At 68.8% G+C, this 15,881-nt stretch carries 14 protein-coding genes; 5 read left to right on the top strand and 9 right to left on the bottom strand.

Going from position 1 to position 15,881, the window contains the following annotated elements:
* Window positions 1-8: 8 nt before the first annotated feature.
* The 5 genes from glpK to EV653_RS10620 form a co-directional block, all read right to left on the bottom strand.
* Window positions 9-1,526, bottom strand: coding sequence for a glycerol kinase GlpK (glpK, locus tag EV653_RS10645; RefSeq protein ID WP_134100882.1), 1,518 nt, complete (start codon window positions 1,524-1,526; stop codon window positions 9-11).
* A 327-nt stretch (window positions 1,527-1,853) separates the two neighbouring features.
* The gene (locus EV653_RS10635; protein ID WP_134100879.1) at window positions 1,854-2,612 is read right to left on the bottom strand and encodes an IclR family transcriptional regulator; all 759 of its coding nucleotides are present in this window, start codon (window positions 2,610-2,612) and stop codon (window positions 1,854-1,856) included.
* 70 nt (window positions 2,613-2,682) lie between these two features.
* Window positions 2,683-5,205, bottom strand: coding sequence for an ABC transporter permease (locus EV653_RS10630; protein WP_134100877.1), 2,523 nt, complete (start codon window positions 5,203-5,205; stop codon window positions 2,683-2,685).
* Complete coding sequence (locus EV653_RS10625; protein WP_134100874.1) at window positions 5,205-5,966, bottom strand: ABC transporter ATP-binding protein; 762 nt, start codon at window positions 5,964-5,966, stop codon at window positions 5,205-5,207. Before EV653_RS10625 ends, EV653_RS10630 begins: the two co-directional genes overlap by 1 nt.
* A 62-nt stretch (window positions 5,967-6,028) precedes the next feature.
* The gene (locus EV653_RS10620; RefSeq protein ID WP_134100871.1) at window positions 6,029-6,916 is read right to left on the bottom strand and encodes a RecB family exonuclease; all 888 of its coding nucleotides are present in this window, start codon (window positions 6,914-6,916) and stop codon (window positions 6,029-6,031) included.
* Window positions 6,917-7,088: 172 nt separating this feature from the next.
* Here EV653_RS10620 and EV653_RS10615 point away from each other — a divergent pair, with 172 nt between their 5' ends.
* The 4 genes from EV653_RS10615 to EV653_RS10600 all read left to right on the top strand — a co-directional run bounded on the left by EV653_RS10615 (window position 7,089) and on the right by EV653_RS10600 (window position 11,566).
* A complete protein-coding gene (locus tag EV653_RS10615) occupies window positions 7,089-8,243 on the top strand; it encodes a M50 family metallopeptidase (RefSeq protein WP_238159670.1) in 1,155 nt (384 codons plus the stop codon).
* 40 nt (window positions 8,244-8,283) lie between these two features.
* Entirely contained in the window at window positions 8,284-9,252 is a 969-nt protein-coding gene (locus EV653_RS10610) for a tRNA (adenine-N1)-methyltransferase (protein ID WP_134100868.1), read from the top strand.
* 69 nt (window positions 9,253-9,321) lie between these two features.
* A complete protein-coding gene (gene arc / locus EV653_RS10605; protein WP_134100865.1) occupies window positions 9,322-11,067 on the top strand; it encodes a proteasome ATPase in 1,746 nt (581 codons plus the stop codon).
* A 160-nt stretch (window positions 11,068-11,227) separates the two neighbouring features.
* Entirely contained in the window at window positions 11,228-11,566 is a 339-nt protein-coding gene (locus EV653_RS10600) for a hypothetical protein (protein WP_134100863.1), read from the top strand.
* A gap of 6 nt (window positions 11,567-11,572) precedes the next feature.
* Here EV653_RS10600 and EV653_RS10595 read toward each other — a convergent pair whose 3' ends face one another.
* The 4 genes from EV653_RS10595 to EV653_RS10580 form a co-directional block, all read right to left on the bottom strand.
* Window positions 11,573-12,355, bottom strand: coding sequence for a hypothetical protein (locus EV653_RS10595; RefSeq protein ID WP_134100860.1), 783 nt, complete (start codon window positions 12,353-12,355; stop codon window positions 11,573-11,575).
* Window positions 12,355-12,933: an RNA polymerase sigma factor gene (locus EV653_RS10590; RefSeq protein ID WP_166679338.1), complete on the bottom strand. Its 579-nt coding sequence runs from the start codon at window positions 12,931-12,933 to the stop codon at window positions 12,355-12,357. The genes EV653_RS10595 and EV653_RS10590 overlap by 1 nt, the downstream gene beginning before the upstream one ends.
* A gap of 72 nt (window positions 12,934-13,005) precedes the next feature.
* Window positions 13,006-13,746, bottom strand: coding sequence for a phosphotransferase (locus EV653_RS10585; RefSeq protein WP_166679337.1), 741 nt, complete (start codon window positions 13,744-13,746; stop codon window positions 13,006-13,008).
* Window positions 13,743-14,243: an NUDIX hydrolase gene (locus EV653_RS10580; protein WP_134100850.1), complete on the bottom strand. Its 501-nt coding sequence runs from the start codon at window positions 14,241-14,243 to the stop codon at window positions 13,743-13,745. Before EV653_RS10580 ends, EV653_RS10585 begins: the two co-directional genes overlap by 4 nt.
* Before the next feature lie 86 nt (window positions 14,244-14,329).
* On the opposite strand from EV653_RS10580, the gene dop reads away from it, so the two are divergent.
* A complete protein-coding gene (gene dop / locus EV653_RS10575; RefSeq protein ID WP_134100848.1) occupies window positions 14,330-15,850 on the top strand; it encodes a depupylase/deamidase Dop in 1,521 nt (506 codons plus the stop codon).
* The last annotated feature ends 31 nt before the right edge of the window (window positions 15,851-15,881 follow it).

Raw genomic sequence — 15,881 nt, 5'->3', positions numbered from 1 at the left:
CCCCGTTGCTAGAGTTCCTGGTCCTCGGGACGGATCCAGTTGAAGGTCCGCTGGACGGCCGCCTGCCAGTTCGCGTACTCGGTCTTGCGGCGGGCCGGATCCATGTGCGGCATCCACTGACCTGCGCGGTGCCAGTTGCTGCGCAGGCCTTCCAGGTCGGGCCAGTACCCGACGGCCAGGCCGGCGGCGTACGCCGCACCGAGGGACACGGTCTCGGTCACCATCGGACGGACGACGCGGACGTCGAGCAGATCGGCGAGGAACTGCATCAGCAGGTTGTTCGCCGTCATCCCGCCGTCGACCTTCAGCGCGGTCAGCGCGATACCGGAGTCGGCGTTCATCGCGTCGACGACCTCGAGCGTCTGGAAGCCGGTGGCTTCCAGGACGGCGCGAGCCAGGTGACCCTTGGTGATGTACCCGGTCAGCCCGGCGATCACGCCGCGCGCCTCGCTGCGCCAGTGTGGTGCGAACAGCCCGGAGAACGCCGGCACGATGTACGCGCCGCCGTTGTCCTCCACCGTGCGCGCCAGCGTCTCGATCTCTGCCGCGGTGTGGATCATCCCGAGCCCGTCCCGGAACCACTGCACCAGCGACCCGGTCACGGCCATCGAGCCTTCCAGCGCGTACGACGCAGGGTGGTCACCGATCTGGTACGCGACCGTGGTCAGCATCCCGTGCTTCGACCGGACGATCTCCTGCCCGGTGTGCAGCAGCAGGAACGACCCGGTGCCGTATGTGCACTTCGCCTCACCGGCGCTGAAGCAGGTCTGCCCGAACAGCGCGGCCTGCTGATCGCCGAGCGCCGCACCGATCCGCACCCCGGGCAGTACTTCGGTCGCGGTCGCGAAGACCCCGGACGACGGGCGGATCTCCGGCAGGATCGCCCGCGGTACGTCGAACGCCTCGAGCAGCCGGTCGTCCCATTCGAGCGTCTCGATGTTCATCAGCATCGTGCGGCTCGCGTTGGTCACGTCGGTGGCGTGCAGGCCGCCCTTCGCGCCGCCGGTGAAGTTCCAGATCAGCCAGCTCTCCATCGTGCCGAAGAGGATCTCGCCGCGCTCGGCGCGCTGCCGCAGACCGGGCGTGTGGTCGAGCATCCACTTGATCCGGGGCGCCGAGAAGTACGTCGTCAGCGGGAGACCGCACAGATCGGCGAACCGGTCCGCGCCTTCGGTGCCGGCGAGCTCGGTGACCAGCCGGTCCGTCCGGGTGTCCTGCCAGGTCACCGCGTGCCCGATCGGCCGGCCGGTCAGCCGGTCCCAGAGCAGGCTGGTCTCGCGCTGGTTGGCGATGCCGATGGCAACGATCTGGGACGGTGAGGCGCCGATCTGCTTGATCGCGCCCGGCACCACGCGGGTGACGTTGTTCCAGATCTCGCCGGCGTCGTGCTCGACCCACCCGGGTCGCGGGAAGAGCTGGTGGTGCTCACGCTGCGCCACCGACACCAACCGCCCGCGCCGGTCGAACAGGATGCACCGCGTCGAGTTCGTCCCCTGATCCACGGCCGCCACATACTGCTCAGCCATCACCCCACCCCTCACTCCCGCCCCCGCCGCCGGACGTCTCAGGGGTCAACCCCTGAGTTGGTGGGTTGGCCCCCGAGAATCTCCTGGCCGAACCGACCAACTCAGGGGTTGACCCCTGAGACGTCCGGGGCGCGATGGCGGCGGCGCGTGCGGCGGCGCGTGCGGCGGCGCGTGCGGCGGTGGGCGGGGCGGTGGGCGGGGCGGTGGGCGGGGCGGTGGGCGGGGCGGTGAGCTCGGAGGAGGGCGGGGCGGTGGGTGGGGCGGTGAGTTCGGAGGAGGGCGGGGCGGTGGGCGGGGCGGTGAGCTCGGAGGACGGCGGGGCGGGGGTCATGCGTCCTCCCGGAGATCGCGGGCGATGGCGTCCGCGGTGGCGCGGACCATCGTCACCAGGTCGGCGCGATGTCGCAGGCGGCTGTCGCAGATGCGTTCGACCCGGCCGGCCAGACCGACCGCGCCGACGACCAGGCCGCCGAGTCCGCGGATCGGCGCCGCGATACTCGCCAGCTCGACCGTGTATTCCTCGAACTCGCTGGCCCAACCGCGGGCGCGCACCGCTGCGAGCTCCTCGGCCAGCCGGGCCGGATCGATGATCGTCCGGGTGGTGAACGCCTCGAGCTTGTGCGGCCGGGAGGCGCCGCTGGCGTCGTACGCGAGGACTGCCTTGCCCAGCGCGGTCGCATGCGGCGGCAGCGTCGTACCGACGTCCAGGTCCTGGTCGCTGTCGTCGGGCCGGAAGACGTGGTGCACGACGACGACCTTGCCCTCGACCAGGCGGCCGACGCGAACGACCTCACCGCTGCGGGACGCGAGCGAGTCGGCCCAGTTGATCGCGCGGCTGCGCAGTTCGTTCGGATCGAGGTAGCTCTCGCCGAGCCGGCCAAAGGCGTCGCTCAGGTGGTAATGCGCGCCGGTGTGGTCCTGTTCGACGAAACCGACCTGATGCAGGGTCCGGAGGATGCCGTGCACGGTCGTCTTGGCCAGCCCGAGTGCGTTGCCGAGGTCGGCGACCCCGAGCCCGTCAGGCGCGGCGGCGAGGAGTCGCAGCACCGCCGCGGCCCGCTCGATCGACTGCACAGTCCCCGGCACACCGGCAGATTACCTGTGAATCACTGGTATGGCTTCACCTCAGGAGTTTACTGCAGTCCTCACTCCGCGATCACTCTGCAGCTATTGCCCGCAGCACGTTGAGACGACTTGCACGGCGTGACGGCCAGACCGCAGCGAGTACGCCGAACAGCATCGCCGCGGCGACCGCTGCCACCAGCTGGAGCACCGGGATATCGCGAACGTTGAGGCCGTTGTCGACCATCGCGGACTGGATCGCGGCCGCGACGCCGACACCGAGGGCCAAGCCCAGCAGCGATCCGAGCAGTGTGATCGCGATCGACTCGACGCGGAGCATCCGGCTCAGCTGCGGGGCGTCCATGCCGACCGCCCGCAACAGGCCGATCTCGCGGGTCCGCTCGACCACGCCGAGTCCGAGCGTGTTCACGATGCCGAGCAGAGCGATCAGAACAGCGAGCACGAGCAGGAAGCCGACCGCGGCCAGTACGCCGTTCACCGGCTCGCGCGCCGCGGCGGCGTACGCCTGCTGGTCGCGGACCTGGATCGACGGATAGTCCTTCGTCAGCCGACCGAGAATCTCGGCCCGGACCTGGCCGACTCGGTTGCCGTCAGCAACTTCGACGTACAGGAGGTTGTCGCTGGTCGTGCCGCCGATGGTCCGGTACGTCGGCAGCGACACGATCACGGCGTTGAGCTGCCTGTTCGGTGCGACGATCCCGCCGACGGTCAGCTTGTGGGTGCCGGTCGCCGTGGCCAGCTCGAAGGTCTTGCCGACGGTCACGCCGAGGGTGGTGGCGAGGTTGCGGGGGAGAAGGGCCTGGCCGGCGTCGAGCGCGGCCGCGGAGCCCGCGTCGAACTTCGTCGTGATCGGGCCGTCCAGCGTGCCGTCGCTGATCCCGGTGACCTGGACGTTCGTCTTCCCGACCTTGCCGGTCTCCGTCCGGACCCGATGCACGGACCGTACGCCGGCGACCTTCTCCGTCCGGTCGCCGACCTGTGTGCTGAAGGCCGGGGTGCCGTCGGTGGTGATGAGGATCTGGGACGTGCCGAGCGCGTCGTCGATGTTCTGGTTGATCGAGGCCTTCGCCGACGCGGCGATCACCATCAGGCCGCTGATCAGCGAGACCGAGATCATCAGTGCGGACGCGGTAGCCGACGTACGGCGCGGATTCCGCTCGGCATTGCGGCGGCCGAGCGTGACCGGTGCCTTGCGGCCGAACGGGTACATCAGCATGCGGACGACGTACCGGCTGAGGAGCGGGCTGAGCATCACGATGCCGATGACCGCGGTGCCGGCGCCGAGGACGATCAGTACGACGCCCGGCAGGCCGCCCGCGTTCAGGCCGATCGCGTACAGCAGGACAGCCATCAGCAGCACGAAGGCGCCGATCAGGATCCGGGTGAGCAGGGAGCGTTCCGGCGCCGAGACGTCGTCGCGCATCGCGGCGATCGGCGGGAGCTTCCCGGCCCTGCGGGCGGCCGGCGCCGCAGCCGCGACCGTGACGCCGATGCCGATGAGGTAGCAGGCGATGATCGTGGTCGGGGTGACCTGGAGCGACGCGGTCGGGATGCGGAGGTCGAGCGTCTCGTACGTGAAACGAATCGCGACGGCGACGCCGATGCCGATCAACAGGCCGAGCGTGGAGCCGAGGAAGCCGATGATCGCGCTCTCGGCGACGATCGAGCTGGTGACCTGACCGCGGGACGCACCGATCGCCCGGAGCATCGCGAGCTCGCGCGACCGTTGCGCGACGACCATCGCGAACGTGTTGACGATCAGGAACGTGCCGACGAACAACGCGAGGCAGGCGAACAGCACGAGCACGGTGCTGAAGCCGCCGAACGTGGTGTCGAGGTCGTGCTCGCCGTCGGCCGAGACCTGCTTCGCGGTCCGGACCTTCACCGAGTCGCCGATGGTCGTGGAGATCACCTTGCTGACCGTGTCGGCGTCGGATCCCGGCTTGAGCGCGACCGTGACCGACGTCCAGCCCGCCTGGCCGAGCAGTAGGCGCTGGGCTGTCGCACCGTCGAAGGTGACCAGCGGCGCGCCGGCCGCGGCACCAGCAACAGCGGGTGTCGTGGTCCCGGTCAGCGTCGCAGTCAGGGCCTGGGTCGGAGTGACGATCTTGACCTGGTCACCGATCTCATACCCGGCACGGCTCGCGGTCGATTCGTCGAGTGCCAGCTGGCTGCCGCCGAAGGGCGGGGTGCCGTCGACCAGCTTGAACGGCGCGGTCGCCGGCTCCCGCGGCCACGCGGCGCCGAAGCTGGTCAGCCCGTAGTTCTCGATCTTCTTGCCGTCCGGGCCGAGGATCTCGACATCGCTGACCATCAGCTGCGGGATCGCGCTCGCCACACCGGGCACTTCGGCGACTCGGTCCGCAATCTCGGACTGGAACGTCGCCGGGCGGTCGGTGCCGGTCTCGATCGGGGACGACGGCGTGACGGTGATGTCCGCCGTACTCACCGCGAAGTTCTTCTTCAGGGCGTGCGACAGGGTGTCGGTGAAGACCATCGCGCCGCCGGCGAACGCAACGCCCAGCGTGACGGCGAGCGTGCACAGGACGAATCTGAGCCGGTGGGCGAGGACCGAGCGGAGGCCGAGCTTGAACATCAGCCGGCCACGGGTTCGGCGGGCTGGGTCGTTTCGAGCTTCTTCATCGTGTCGAGCACCGACTCGGCGGTCGGGTCGAGCAGCTCGGACTGGAGCGTGCCGTCGGCCAGGAACAGGACCCGATCGGCGTACGACGCGGCGCTCGGGTCGTGCGTGACCATGACAACGGTCTGGCCGAAATCGCGGACGGAGCGGTGGAGGAAGTCGAGGACGTCGGCGGACGAGCGGGAGTCGAGGTTGCCGGTCGGCTCGTCCGCGAGCACCACGTCCGGACGGGACACGAGGGCGCGGGCGCAGGCGACCCGCTGCTGCTGGCCGCCGGAAAGCTCGGCCGGCTTGTGGCTCAGACGATCACTGAGGCCGATCGCGTCGATCACGGTGGTCAGCCACTCCTGATCAGGCTTGCGCCCGGCCAGGTCGAGCGGAAGCGTGATGTTCTCGAGCGCGGTCAGGGTCGGGACCAGGTTGAACGCCTGGAAGACGAAACCGATCCGGTCCCGGCGGAGATGGGTCAGCTGCTTCTCGGGCAGCGTGGTCAGGTCGACCTCACCGAGCTGAACCGTGCCGTCCGACGGCTTGTCCAACCCGGCGAGACAGTGCAGCAGCGTCGACTTCCCGGAGCCGGACGGCCCCATGATCGCGGTGAACCGCCCCTTCCCGAAGTCCGCACTCACATCGGCCAGCGCATCCACCCGCGTCTGCCCACCGCCGTACACCTTCCACACCCCGACCGCCCGCACCGCCGCATCAGCCACGCCCATGCGACGAACCGTATCGATCGAGGGTTCCTCCGATGGGGTGGAGGTGGGGATCAGCGGACGACTCAGCCGTCAACTGTGATCAGGTCGATGCCGGCCGACTCGGCGGCGACCTCTTCGACCGAGCGGGTCGGGAGGGGCGGAGGTGTGCCGCCCCAGGCGGGGCAGAGAGGCTTGTGGTCACACCAGTCGCAGAGCGGGCCCGGGTTGGGACGCCAGTCGCCGGAGTCGAGGGCCCGGGTGATCGCGATCCAGAGCGCGGAGACCTTGCGCTCGCAGGCGCGGAGGTCGGCTTCGTCGGGGATGTAGCGGACGATCTCGCCGTTGCCCAGATACACCAGTTGGAGCATGGCCGGCACGACACCGCGCAGCTTCCACAGCACGAGCGCGTAGAACTTCATCTGGAACAGGGCCTTGGCCTCGAAGAACTCCGACGGCGAGCGACCGGTTTTGTAGTCGACGACCCGGATCTCTCCGGTCGGCGCGACATCGAGACGGTCGACGTAGCCGCGCAGCACCAGACCCGAGTCCAGGGCGGTCTCTACGTACAGCTCGCGCTCGGCGGGCTCCAAGAGGTTGGGGTCCTCGAGCGTGAAGTACTTGCCGAGCAGTTCGTGTGCCTCGGCGAGCCACTTCGCCAGCTCGTCGCCGCTCGCGTCCTCGGCGAACAGCTCGGCGACCTCGGGCTCCTCCTCGAGGATCCGCTGCCACTGCGGCTCGAGCAGCTCCGACGCCTGCTCCAGCGTCCGCTGCCCGCGGGGCAGGTCGAACAGGCGCTCCAGCACGGCGTGGACGACGGTCCCGCGCACCGCGGCAGCCGACGGCTTCTCCGGCAACCGGTCGACGACGCGGAACCGGTACTTCAGCGGGCAGCTCATGAAATCCGCCGCTCGGGACGGGGACAACGCCCCACGCGAGTGCTCCTGCGGATCGACTACGGCTGCAACGCTCATACCGGAACCCTAGGCACAACCACCGACAGTTCGCGCGCACCCCACACCGCCCTGTGGAAAAGCCCCTGGAAAGCCCTGTGGAAATTGCCGGAGATGTCGATCAGGGGTACATCCCGGCTCTCACGGTGGGTAGGTAGCACGGAGTTACCGACGGCAAAGTAGGTTTGGCTTGATGCCAGACTCGCGTGATCCCCAGAATCCCGCCCAGCCGGCCGGCCCACCACCGCCCGGGACCTGGGTGCTCGGTCGTGTCCGCGGGATCCGGCTGACGATGCGCTTCACCTGGCTGCCGGTGGCGATGCTGCTCGCGGTCGGGTTCGCCGCGATCATCGGGCAGCAGTTCCCCGAGCTCGGCGGCTGGCGGTATGCCGCGGCGTTCGCGTTCGTGGTCGCGTTCACGCTGTCGATCCTGGTCCACGAGCTGGCGCACGCGCTGATGGCGTTGCGGTTCGGCATCGGCGTCTCCGAGATCAACCTCGGCTTCTTCGCGGCCGGCACGCACATCGAGGGCGAGCGGAAGTCACCGCTCGAGGAGTTCGCCGTCTCAGTGGTCGGCCCGATCGCCTCACTGGTCGTCGGCGGGCTCGCGTACCTCGGCTCCCGCGCCTTCGACGAGGGCGTCGGGTACGTCGCCCTGTGGGAGCTCGGGATCGCGAACCTGATCGTCGGCGTCACCAACCTGCTGCCCGGTCTGCCGCTGGACGGCGGCTGGGTACTGCGCGCGATCGTCTGGAAGTTCACGGGCAACATGCACACCGGCACGATCGTGGCCGCGTGGGCGGGCCGGTTGCTCGCGCTCTCGGTGCTCGCGGTGCCGGTGCTGCTGCAGGAGATCTGGGGCTGGCAGCCATCGATGATCGATTTCATCATCGCGCTGCTCGTCGGCTTCTTCCTCTGGACCGGCTCGACCACGTCCTTGATGCAGGCCCGGCTGCGGCGCAAGCTCCCCAGCCTCCAGGTCCGTACCCTGGCCCGCCGCGCCGTCGCCGTACATTCCGGCACACCGATCGCCGAAGCGGTCCGGCTCGCGGGCCAGACCCAGGCCGGCGCGGTCGTGGTGATCGACGGTGACGGCAAGCCGCACGCCCTCGTCTCGGAGACCGCGGTCGCGGCCGTCGCCCCGAACCAGCGGCCGTGGACCACGGTCAGCGAGGTTTCGACCGCCATCGGCGCGGGCCACATCATCGGCGTCAACGACACCGGCGAGGAGATCCTCGCCACGTTGCGCGAGCACCCGGCCTCGGAGTACCTCGTCCTCGACGCCGCCGGCGCGGTGTACGGCGTACTCGCGACGGCGGACGTGGAACGCGCCTTCCGTTCGCGCTGATTACTCGGTTGCGGTGACCGAAAGTTAAGGTGAGCGCCTTATGGCTGACTTGCGTGACTTTCCCGACCAGGCGTTCTCCGGGGTCCATCACGGACCGCTGCAGGAGGGCGAGTGGATCACCCTGCAGGACTCGAAGGGCCGCCGGCACTCGGTCAACCTGGAGCGCGGGAAGATCTTCCACACCACCAAGGGCGGGATCGCGCACGACGACCTGATCGACGGCCCGGACGCGGTCGTGATCAAGTCGAAGGGCGGCGTCGAGTACCTGGCGCTGCGTCCGCTGATGGCCGACTACTCGGTCTCGATGCCGCGCGGTGCGGCGGTGATCTACCCCAAGGACACGGCGCAGATCGTGACGATGGCCGACATCTTCCCGGGTGCCAAGGTGGTCGAGGCGGGAGCCGGCTCCGGCGCGCTGACCACGGCTCTGTTGCGGGCGGTCGGGATCCACGGGCAGGTGATCTCGTTCGAGCGCCGCGAGGACTTCGCGGAGGTCGCGCGGAAGAACGTGACCGGCTTCTTCGGCGGCGAGCACCCGGCCTGGCGGCTCGAGGTCGGTGACCTGGTCGAGAAGCTGAACGAGCAGGACGTGGACCGCGTCGTGCTCGACATGCTCGCGCCGTGGGAGTGCGTTGACGTCGTCGCTGAGGCTCTTTCGCCCGGTGGGGTGTTCTGCGCCTACGTGGCCACCACGACGCAGCTGAGCCGCTTCGTGGAGACGCTGAGGGCACACGGCGAGTTCACCGAGCCGCGCGCGTGGGAGTCTCTCGTGCGAGACTGGCATGTAGAAGGCCTTGCGGTTCGTCCGGGCCACCGGATGCAAGGTCACACCGCCTTCCTGGTCACAGCACGAAGGATGGCGCACGGGGTGCAGGCACCCCGGAAGAAGCGACGCCCCGCGCCCGGCGCGTACGGCGACGACTACCTCGGGCCTCGTCGCGAAGAGGCCCGTTCGGAATCAACCGACGACATGCCGAAGGCAACTGGTTCATCCGCAACCGACACGTGATGGGATTCAGCTTGCCCGGCGAGGTTTTCTGGGTAAGGTCCATAGGGTCGAGCCCCACATGGTGAGGTGATGATCGTGGCTGGAGACGAGAGTCCTACCGCGGCAGAACTGCGTAACCAGGTCCGGTACCTGGAAGCCGAAGTCGCGGCGTTGCGACGGCGGCTGCTCGAGCACCCGGCAGACAGCCGGTCGCTCGAGAGCAGGCTGTCCGAAACACAGGCTTCCTTGGCGAGTGTCACCGCTCAGAACGAGCGGCTGGCCGACACGCTGCGGGAGGCGCGAGAGAAGATCATCGCCCTGAAGGAGGAGGTCGACCGGCTGGCGCAACCGCCGTCCGGATTCGGCACCTTCCTCGGACGCAATGAAGACGACACGCTGGACGTGTTCACCGGTGGCCGGAAACTCCGGGTCGCGGCGAGCCCGTCGGTGGACCTGGACGCGCTCCGGCTCGGCCAGGAACTGATGCTGAACGAAGCACTCAACGTGGTCGAGGCCTGCGAGTTCGAGGTCGTCGGTGACGTGGTGATGCTGAAGGAGCTGCTCGCCGACGGCGAGCGGGCGCTGGTCATCGCGCAGGCGGACGAGGAACGGGTGGTGCGGCTCGCGTCGCCGCTGCTCGACGTGCCGCTGCGGGCCGGCGACTCGCTGCTGCTCGAGGCCCGCTCCGGGTATGTGTACGAGAAGATCCCGAAGTCCGAGGTCGAGGAGCTGATCCTCGAAGAGGTCCCGGACATCGACTACACCCAGATCGGCGGCCTGACCGGCCAGATCGAGCAGATCCGGGACGCGGTCGAGCTGCCGTACCTGCACAAGGACCTGTTCCTCGAGCACGAGCTGAAGCCGCCGAAGGGCGTGCTGCTCTACGGCCCGCCCGGCTGCGGCAAGACGCTGATCGCCAAGGCGGTGGCGAACTCGCTGGCCAAGAAGGTCGCCGAGCGGACCGGGACCGAGGGCCAGAAGTCGTTCTTCCTGAACATCAAGGGCCCCGAGCTGCTGAACAAGTACGTCGGTGAGACCGAGCGGCACATCCGCCTGGTCTTCCAGCGGGCCCGGGAGAAGGCCTCCGAGGGTATGCCGGTGATCGTGTTCTTCGACGAGATGGACTCGCTGTTCCGCACCCGCGGATCCGGTGTGTCCTCGGACGTGGAGAACACCATCGTTCCGCAGCTGCTGAGCGAGATCGACGGTGTCGAGGGCCTCGAGAACGTCCTGGTCATCGGCGCCTCCAACCGCGAGGACATGATCGACCCCGCGATCCTGCGGCCCGGCCGGCTGGACGTGAAGATCAAGATCGAGCGCCCCGATGCGGAGGCGGCCCGGGACATCTTCTCGAAGTACCTGACCAGCGGACTGCCGTTGCACGAGGACGACCTAGGCGAGTTCGGCGGCGACCGGCAGGCGTGCGTGGACGGCATGATCCAGCGCACGGTCGAGCGGATGTACACCGAGGCCGACGAGAACCGCTTCCTCGAGGTCACCTACGCGAACGGTGACAAGGAGGTCCTGTACTTCAAGGACTTCAACTCGGGCGCGATGATCCAGAACATCGTCGACCGGGCGAAGAAGATGGCGATCAAGGCCTTCCTGGACGAGAACCAGAAGGGCCTGCGGGTGCAGCACCTGCTCCAGGCCTGCGTGGACGAGTTCAAGGAGAACGAGGACCTGCCGAACACCACCAACCCGGACGACTGGGCCCGCATCTCCGGCAAGAAGGGCGAACGGATCGTCTACATCCGGACGCTCATCTCCGGCAAGCAGGGCACCGAGCCAGGCCGCTCGATCGACACCGCGACCAACACCGGTCAGTACCTGTAGGACACCGCGAACCGCCCCTGGACCGAGCGTCCAGGGGCGGTTCGTTCTGCCACCGGGCCGCGCCAGGGCCGCCAGGCCGCGCGGGGGTAGGTAAAACTCCCGGTGCGATCGGGGGGTTTCCCCGATTGGTACGGCGGTCCGGCGGACTTAGCTTGCTGTCATGGCAACGGATGAGGTGCGGAAGGACCTGCGGGCCGCGGTGGCGGCTCGGCAGGAGCTGGGGCCGGAGTACGAGAACGAGATCATCGACAGCTTCCTGGAGAAGCTCGATGCCCGGGATGTCCAGCGACGCGTCGGCCCGTACGCCGAGGCCGCCCCGCGACGCCACCCCAGCCGCGAGACCGACCCCGGCGGGCTGGCGCTGGCGATCGTGTCGATCGTCGCGGCCATCCCGATCACCGCGATCGCGGCCGGCATGGTCGGCCCGTTCGGCGTGGTCATCGCCTGGTTCGGCCTGATCGCGATCAACGTCGCCCGCACCATGTCCCGCCGCCGCTGATCCGCGCTACTTGAGCTCGATCGGCAGCAGCCGGCCATGGGCGTCGTACGCCCGCACCTGCTGGCGCAGGCTGCTGGCGGTGAGCACCTTGTCCGCCCGGTTGTCCGTGTAGGCGTAGCCGCTGTCGACGTAACCGGGTTGCCACGGCCCGACGGTGCCGTTCGAGACGTAGCGCGATTCGACCCGGGCGATCTCCGGGCGGGCCCGGTAGAGCGTCCAGATCCGGGACTCCGGCTTCGGCTCCGACGTCGAGGAAGTGCCACCGATCAGGCTTGCGAGGCCTTGCTTCTGTGTCGGCAGATCGGTCCAGCCCGACGGATCCTTCTGCCACATGCCGCCTCCGGATGGGGCCAGGCAGGATGCGATACCTGGGGCTCCGGAGCCCTTGACAATCATCAGGATGTCGGTGGCTTTCGACGTCTTGCCCGGCACCCGCCGCGCCCAGACGACCGTGAGCGGTTGCTTCAGCTCGCGGTGCAGGCGAGGTTCGCACGACTTCACGAAGGCGGCGGTAGCCTCGGCGTCGGTCACAGCTCCGAGACTGCTCGAGGTCGGCGCCGCCGCCGTCGCAGTGCCGGCGACCGGGGGACCGTCGGACGGACGGTTGCTGACGACGAGCGTGCCGGCCACAACGGCCGCCACGGCCGCGATACTGACCGCCGGAGCGATCCAGCGCGGGGCGCGGTGATGGCCGGCCGGGCGTGACTTGTCCATGATCCGGTTGCGAAGCTGCGCGCGCCGCGCCGGGTCGAGCGGGGGGACGGGCGGCGGGTCGAGTCGGACGTTCATCACAGCTCCTCGGTGAGGGCGACCCGGCTCAGCAGGTCGGGGAAACGGCGGCGGGTGCGGTGCAGCCGGGCCTTGACAGTTCCGACCGGTACGCCGAGAGCGTCCGCGGCCTCGGCTGTGGTGAGTCCGGACCAGACGACGAGCTCGAGCGTCTCGCGTTCGTGCCGGGGGAGTTCGGCCACGGCGCGACGGATCGCCGACATCCGGCGTTCGTCGTCCAGGCGGCGGGCGACGTCGGGCGCATGATCGTGGTCCGGTACCGGGTCGGGCAGGTGGGTGAGCAGGTTGCGCATCCTGGCCGCCGTACGGGCCAGCGCCCGGCACTCGTTGCCGGCCACGACGAGCAGCCAGCCGCGAGCGCTAGGGGCGGTCAGTGGGCCCGGTGGATTGCGCTGGAAGCGCCGCCAGGTGCTCAGGAACGTCGACTGGACCACGTCGTCGGCAGTGCTCCACGAGGCCGTACGCCGGAACGCGAACGCCCGTACGTCGTCCGCGTACCGGTCGAACAGCTCGCCGAGTGCGAAATGGTCCCCGACGCGCAACCGCTCCCAGAGCTCCTGGTCGGACCCCGTCGCCATGGCCGGCTCCGTATCGTCAGTCAGGGTGATCTTCACACTCTCTAGTGACCGGCCACCGGATGGATGGTTGCATCAGAGCCGGTTCAGGATGTCTCGCAGCCCGTCCGTGACGTCGTCGGGCAGGTCGATGAGCAGGCCGCGGTGGACGCCGTACCAGGGGGAGAGGCGAGCCCAGTCGTGAGCGCGTTCGACCTGGTGAGGGGTGGGTTGGTAGACCTCCAGCAGACCGGCTTGGACGGCAGCTGGGGCGCCGGTGAGGGGCCAGCACAGGTCCAGGGCGGGGTCGCCGATCACTGCGTCGGTCCAGTCGATGATGCCGGTGATCCGGCCGTCGGTCATGAGGATGTGATCGGGGCCGAGGTCGCAATGGATGAGCGACGTGCGGACGCGGGCCACGCGGGCGAGCAACTCCAGTGCTCGAGTCCGGGCCTCTGCGGGGAGCAGCGGCACGATCTGCGTCCTGCAGTCCTCCAGGAAGCTCGCCTTCTCCGCATCCGCTGTGGCGGCGTCCAGAGCGCCGCGAGCGACCGCTTCGACCGGGTCCACGCCGTGCAGGGCCTTGAGGAAGGCGCCCAGCTCGCGGCCGATCGCCGTACCGCCGTTGGTGAAGGGTGAGCCGGGGAGCATCAGGTGCCGTACGCCGTTGTCTGTCAGCTCAGGCACCGGGACCGGCAGAGGTAGTTGGGGAGCGAGCCAGGGGAGGAGCGTCGCCTCGGCCAGCAGGCGCGGCCGCACCGCGGGCCGTCGCGGGGATCGGTGGATCCACGGACCCTCGATCCACGCCTCGCTGTCCCAGCCCTCGAGGATCGTCACACCAGGCTCCGGACGTACGCACCGAGCAGGCCGACCGCGTCCGGCATGAACGGCCACGAGGGGTCGTCCAGCTTGGCGACAAGCTCGGCGGGGGACATCCACGCACCCCACTCGACTTCCTCCGGCTGGTGCCGCACCGGGCCGTCCCAGACGCAGGTGTACAGGTACGCGTGGTAGCGCGTGTGGTCGTCGGCGTAGTCGCCCTCCGGCAACCGGGTCAGCTCGACGCCTGAGATCCCGAGCTCCTCCTCCAACTCCCGTACGACGGCGTGGAAGGGGTCCTCACCGGCCGCGACGACTCCGCCGGCGGAGAAGTCGTAATGGCTCGGGTAAACGTCCTTGATCGGCGTACGGCGGTGCACGTAGATCTCGCCGGCCGTATTCCGGACGACTACGCCGGTGGCGGAATGCCGCAGGTTGTCGCGCCGCATCACCGACCGTGGCACGGCTCCGGTGACCTGGTTGTCGTCGTCCAGGATCGCCACCAATTCGTCCACGCGCGCAGTCTCACATATGGGCGGCACACGTAACCCTGTGGACACAGCAACCCCTTTAGTCGTCGGTACCGCGTAGGCTCGTTCGCATGAGTGTTCGGCGGATCATGGGTACCGAGACCGAGTTCGGGATCTCGGTGCCGGGCCAGCCCGGGGCCAACCCGATGCTGACCTCGAGCCAGGTGGTGAACGGCTACGCGCAGACGCAGCCGCTCGCGCGCAAGACGCGGTGGGACTTCGACGAGGAGCACCCGCTACGTGACGCGCGAGGTTTCGATCTGAGCCGGGAGGTGGCGGACTCCAGCCAGCTCACCGACGAGGAGACCGGCCTGGCGAACGTGATCCTCACGAATGGCGCCCGGTTGTACGTCGACCATGCCCACCCGGAGTACTCCGCTCCGGAGACCACGAACCCGCGGGACGCGGTGGTCTGGGACAAGGCCGGCGAGCTGGTGATCATGGAGGGCGCGCGCCAGGCCCGGCTGATCCCCGGCGCCCCCCAGCTGAACCTGTACAAGAACAACACCGACAACAAGGGCGCGTCGTACGGCTCGCACGAGAACTACCTGATGCGCCGGTCCACGCCGTTCGCGTCGATCGTGCGGCACCTGACGCCGTTTTTCGTCAGCCGTCAGGTGGTCACCGGCGCCGGCCGGGTCGGTATCGGCCAGGACGGCGCGGCGCACGGCTTCCAGATCAGCCAGCGGGCCGACTACTTCGAGGTCGAGGTCGGCCTGGAGACGACGCTGAAGCGCCCGATCATCAACACCCGCGACGAGCCGCACGCGAATCCGGATCGGTACCGCCGGCTGCACGTGATCATCGGCGACGCGAACCTGTCCGAGATCTCGACGTACCTCAAGGTCGGTACGACGTCGCTCGTGCTCGCGATGATCGAGGACGGCTGGCTGACCGACGACCTGGGTGTCGACCGTCCGGTGTCCGCGCTGCACGAGGTCAGCCACGACGCGTCCTGCACGCACCTGCTCACATTGAAGGACGGCCGCAAGATCACCGCCGTCCAGCTGCAGGCGGAGTACCTGGAACAGGCCCGCAAGTACGTCGAGGACAAGTACGGCGACGACGCGGACCGGCAGACCAAGGACGTGCTGCACCGGTGGGAGCAGATCCTCGACCAGCTCGCGATCGACCCGATGAAACTGTCCGACCAGCTCGACTGGGTCGCGAAGTACAAACTGCTCCAGCAGTACCGCGACCGCGACGGCCTCGAGTGGGACGACCCGAAGCTGCACCTGATCGACCTGCAGTACGCCGACCTGCGCCCGGACAAGGGCCTGTATTACAGGTTGGTGAAATCCAACCGGATGCAGCGGATCGTCACCGACGAGGAGATCCGGATGGCGGTCGCGCACCCGCCGACCGACACCCGGGCGTACTTCCGCGGCCGCTGCATGCAGCAGTACGCACCGCAGGTCGCGGCTGCCTCCTGGGACTCGGTGATCTTCGATCTGCCGGGTAAGGAGTCACTGCAACGGATCCCGACGCTGGACCCGTTGCGGGGCACCAAAGCGCATGTCGGCGCACTTCTTGACCAATGCGACACCGCCAGTGACCTGGTTCGCACCATTACTGGGGGCGCCGCCGGGTAGGGTCGCCATATAGAGAAAGCACTGCGGAGGG

This window comes from Kribbella pratensis, from assembly GCF_004365355.1.
Taxonomy (GTDB): domain Bacteria; phylum Actinomycetota; class Actinomycetes; order Propionibacteriales; family Kribbellaceae; genus Kribbella.
The sequence above is the reverse complement of the archived record's forward strand: the minus strand, read 5'-3'. Positions and strand labels throughout refer to the sequence as shown.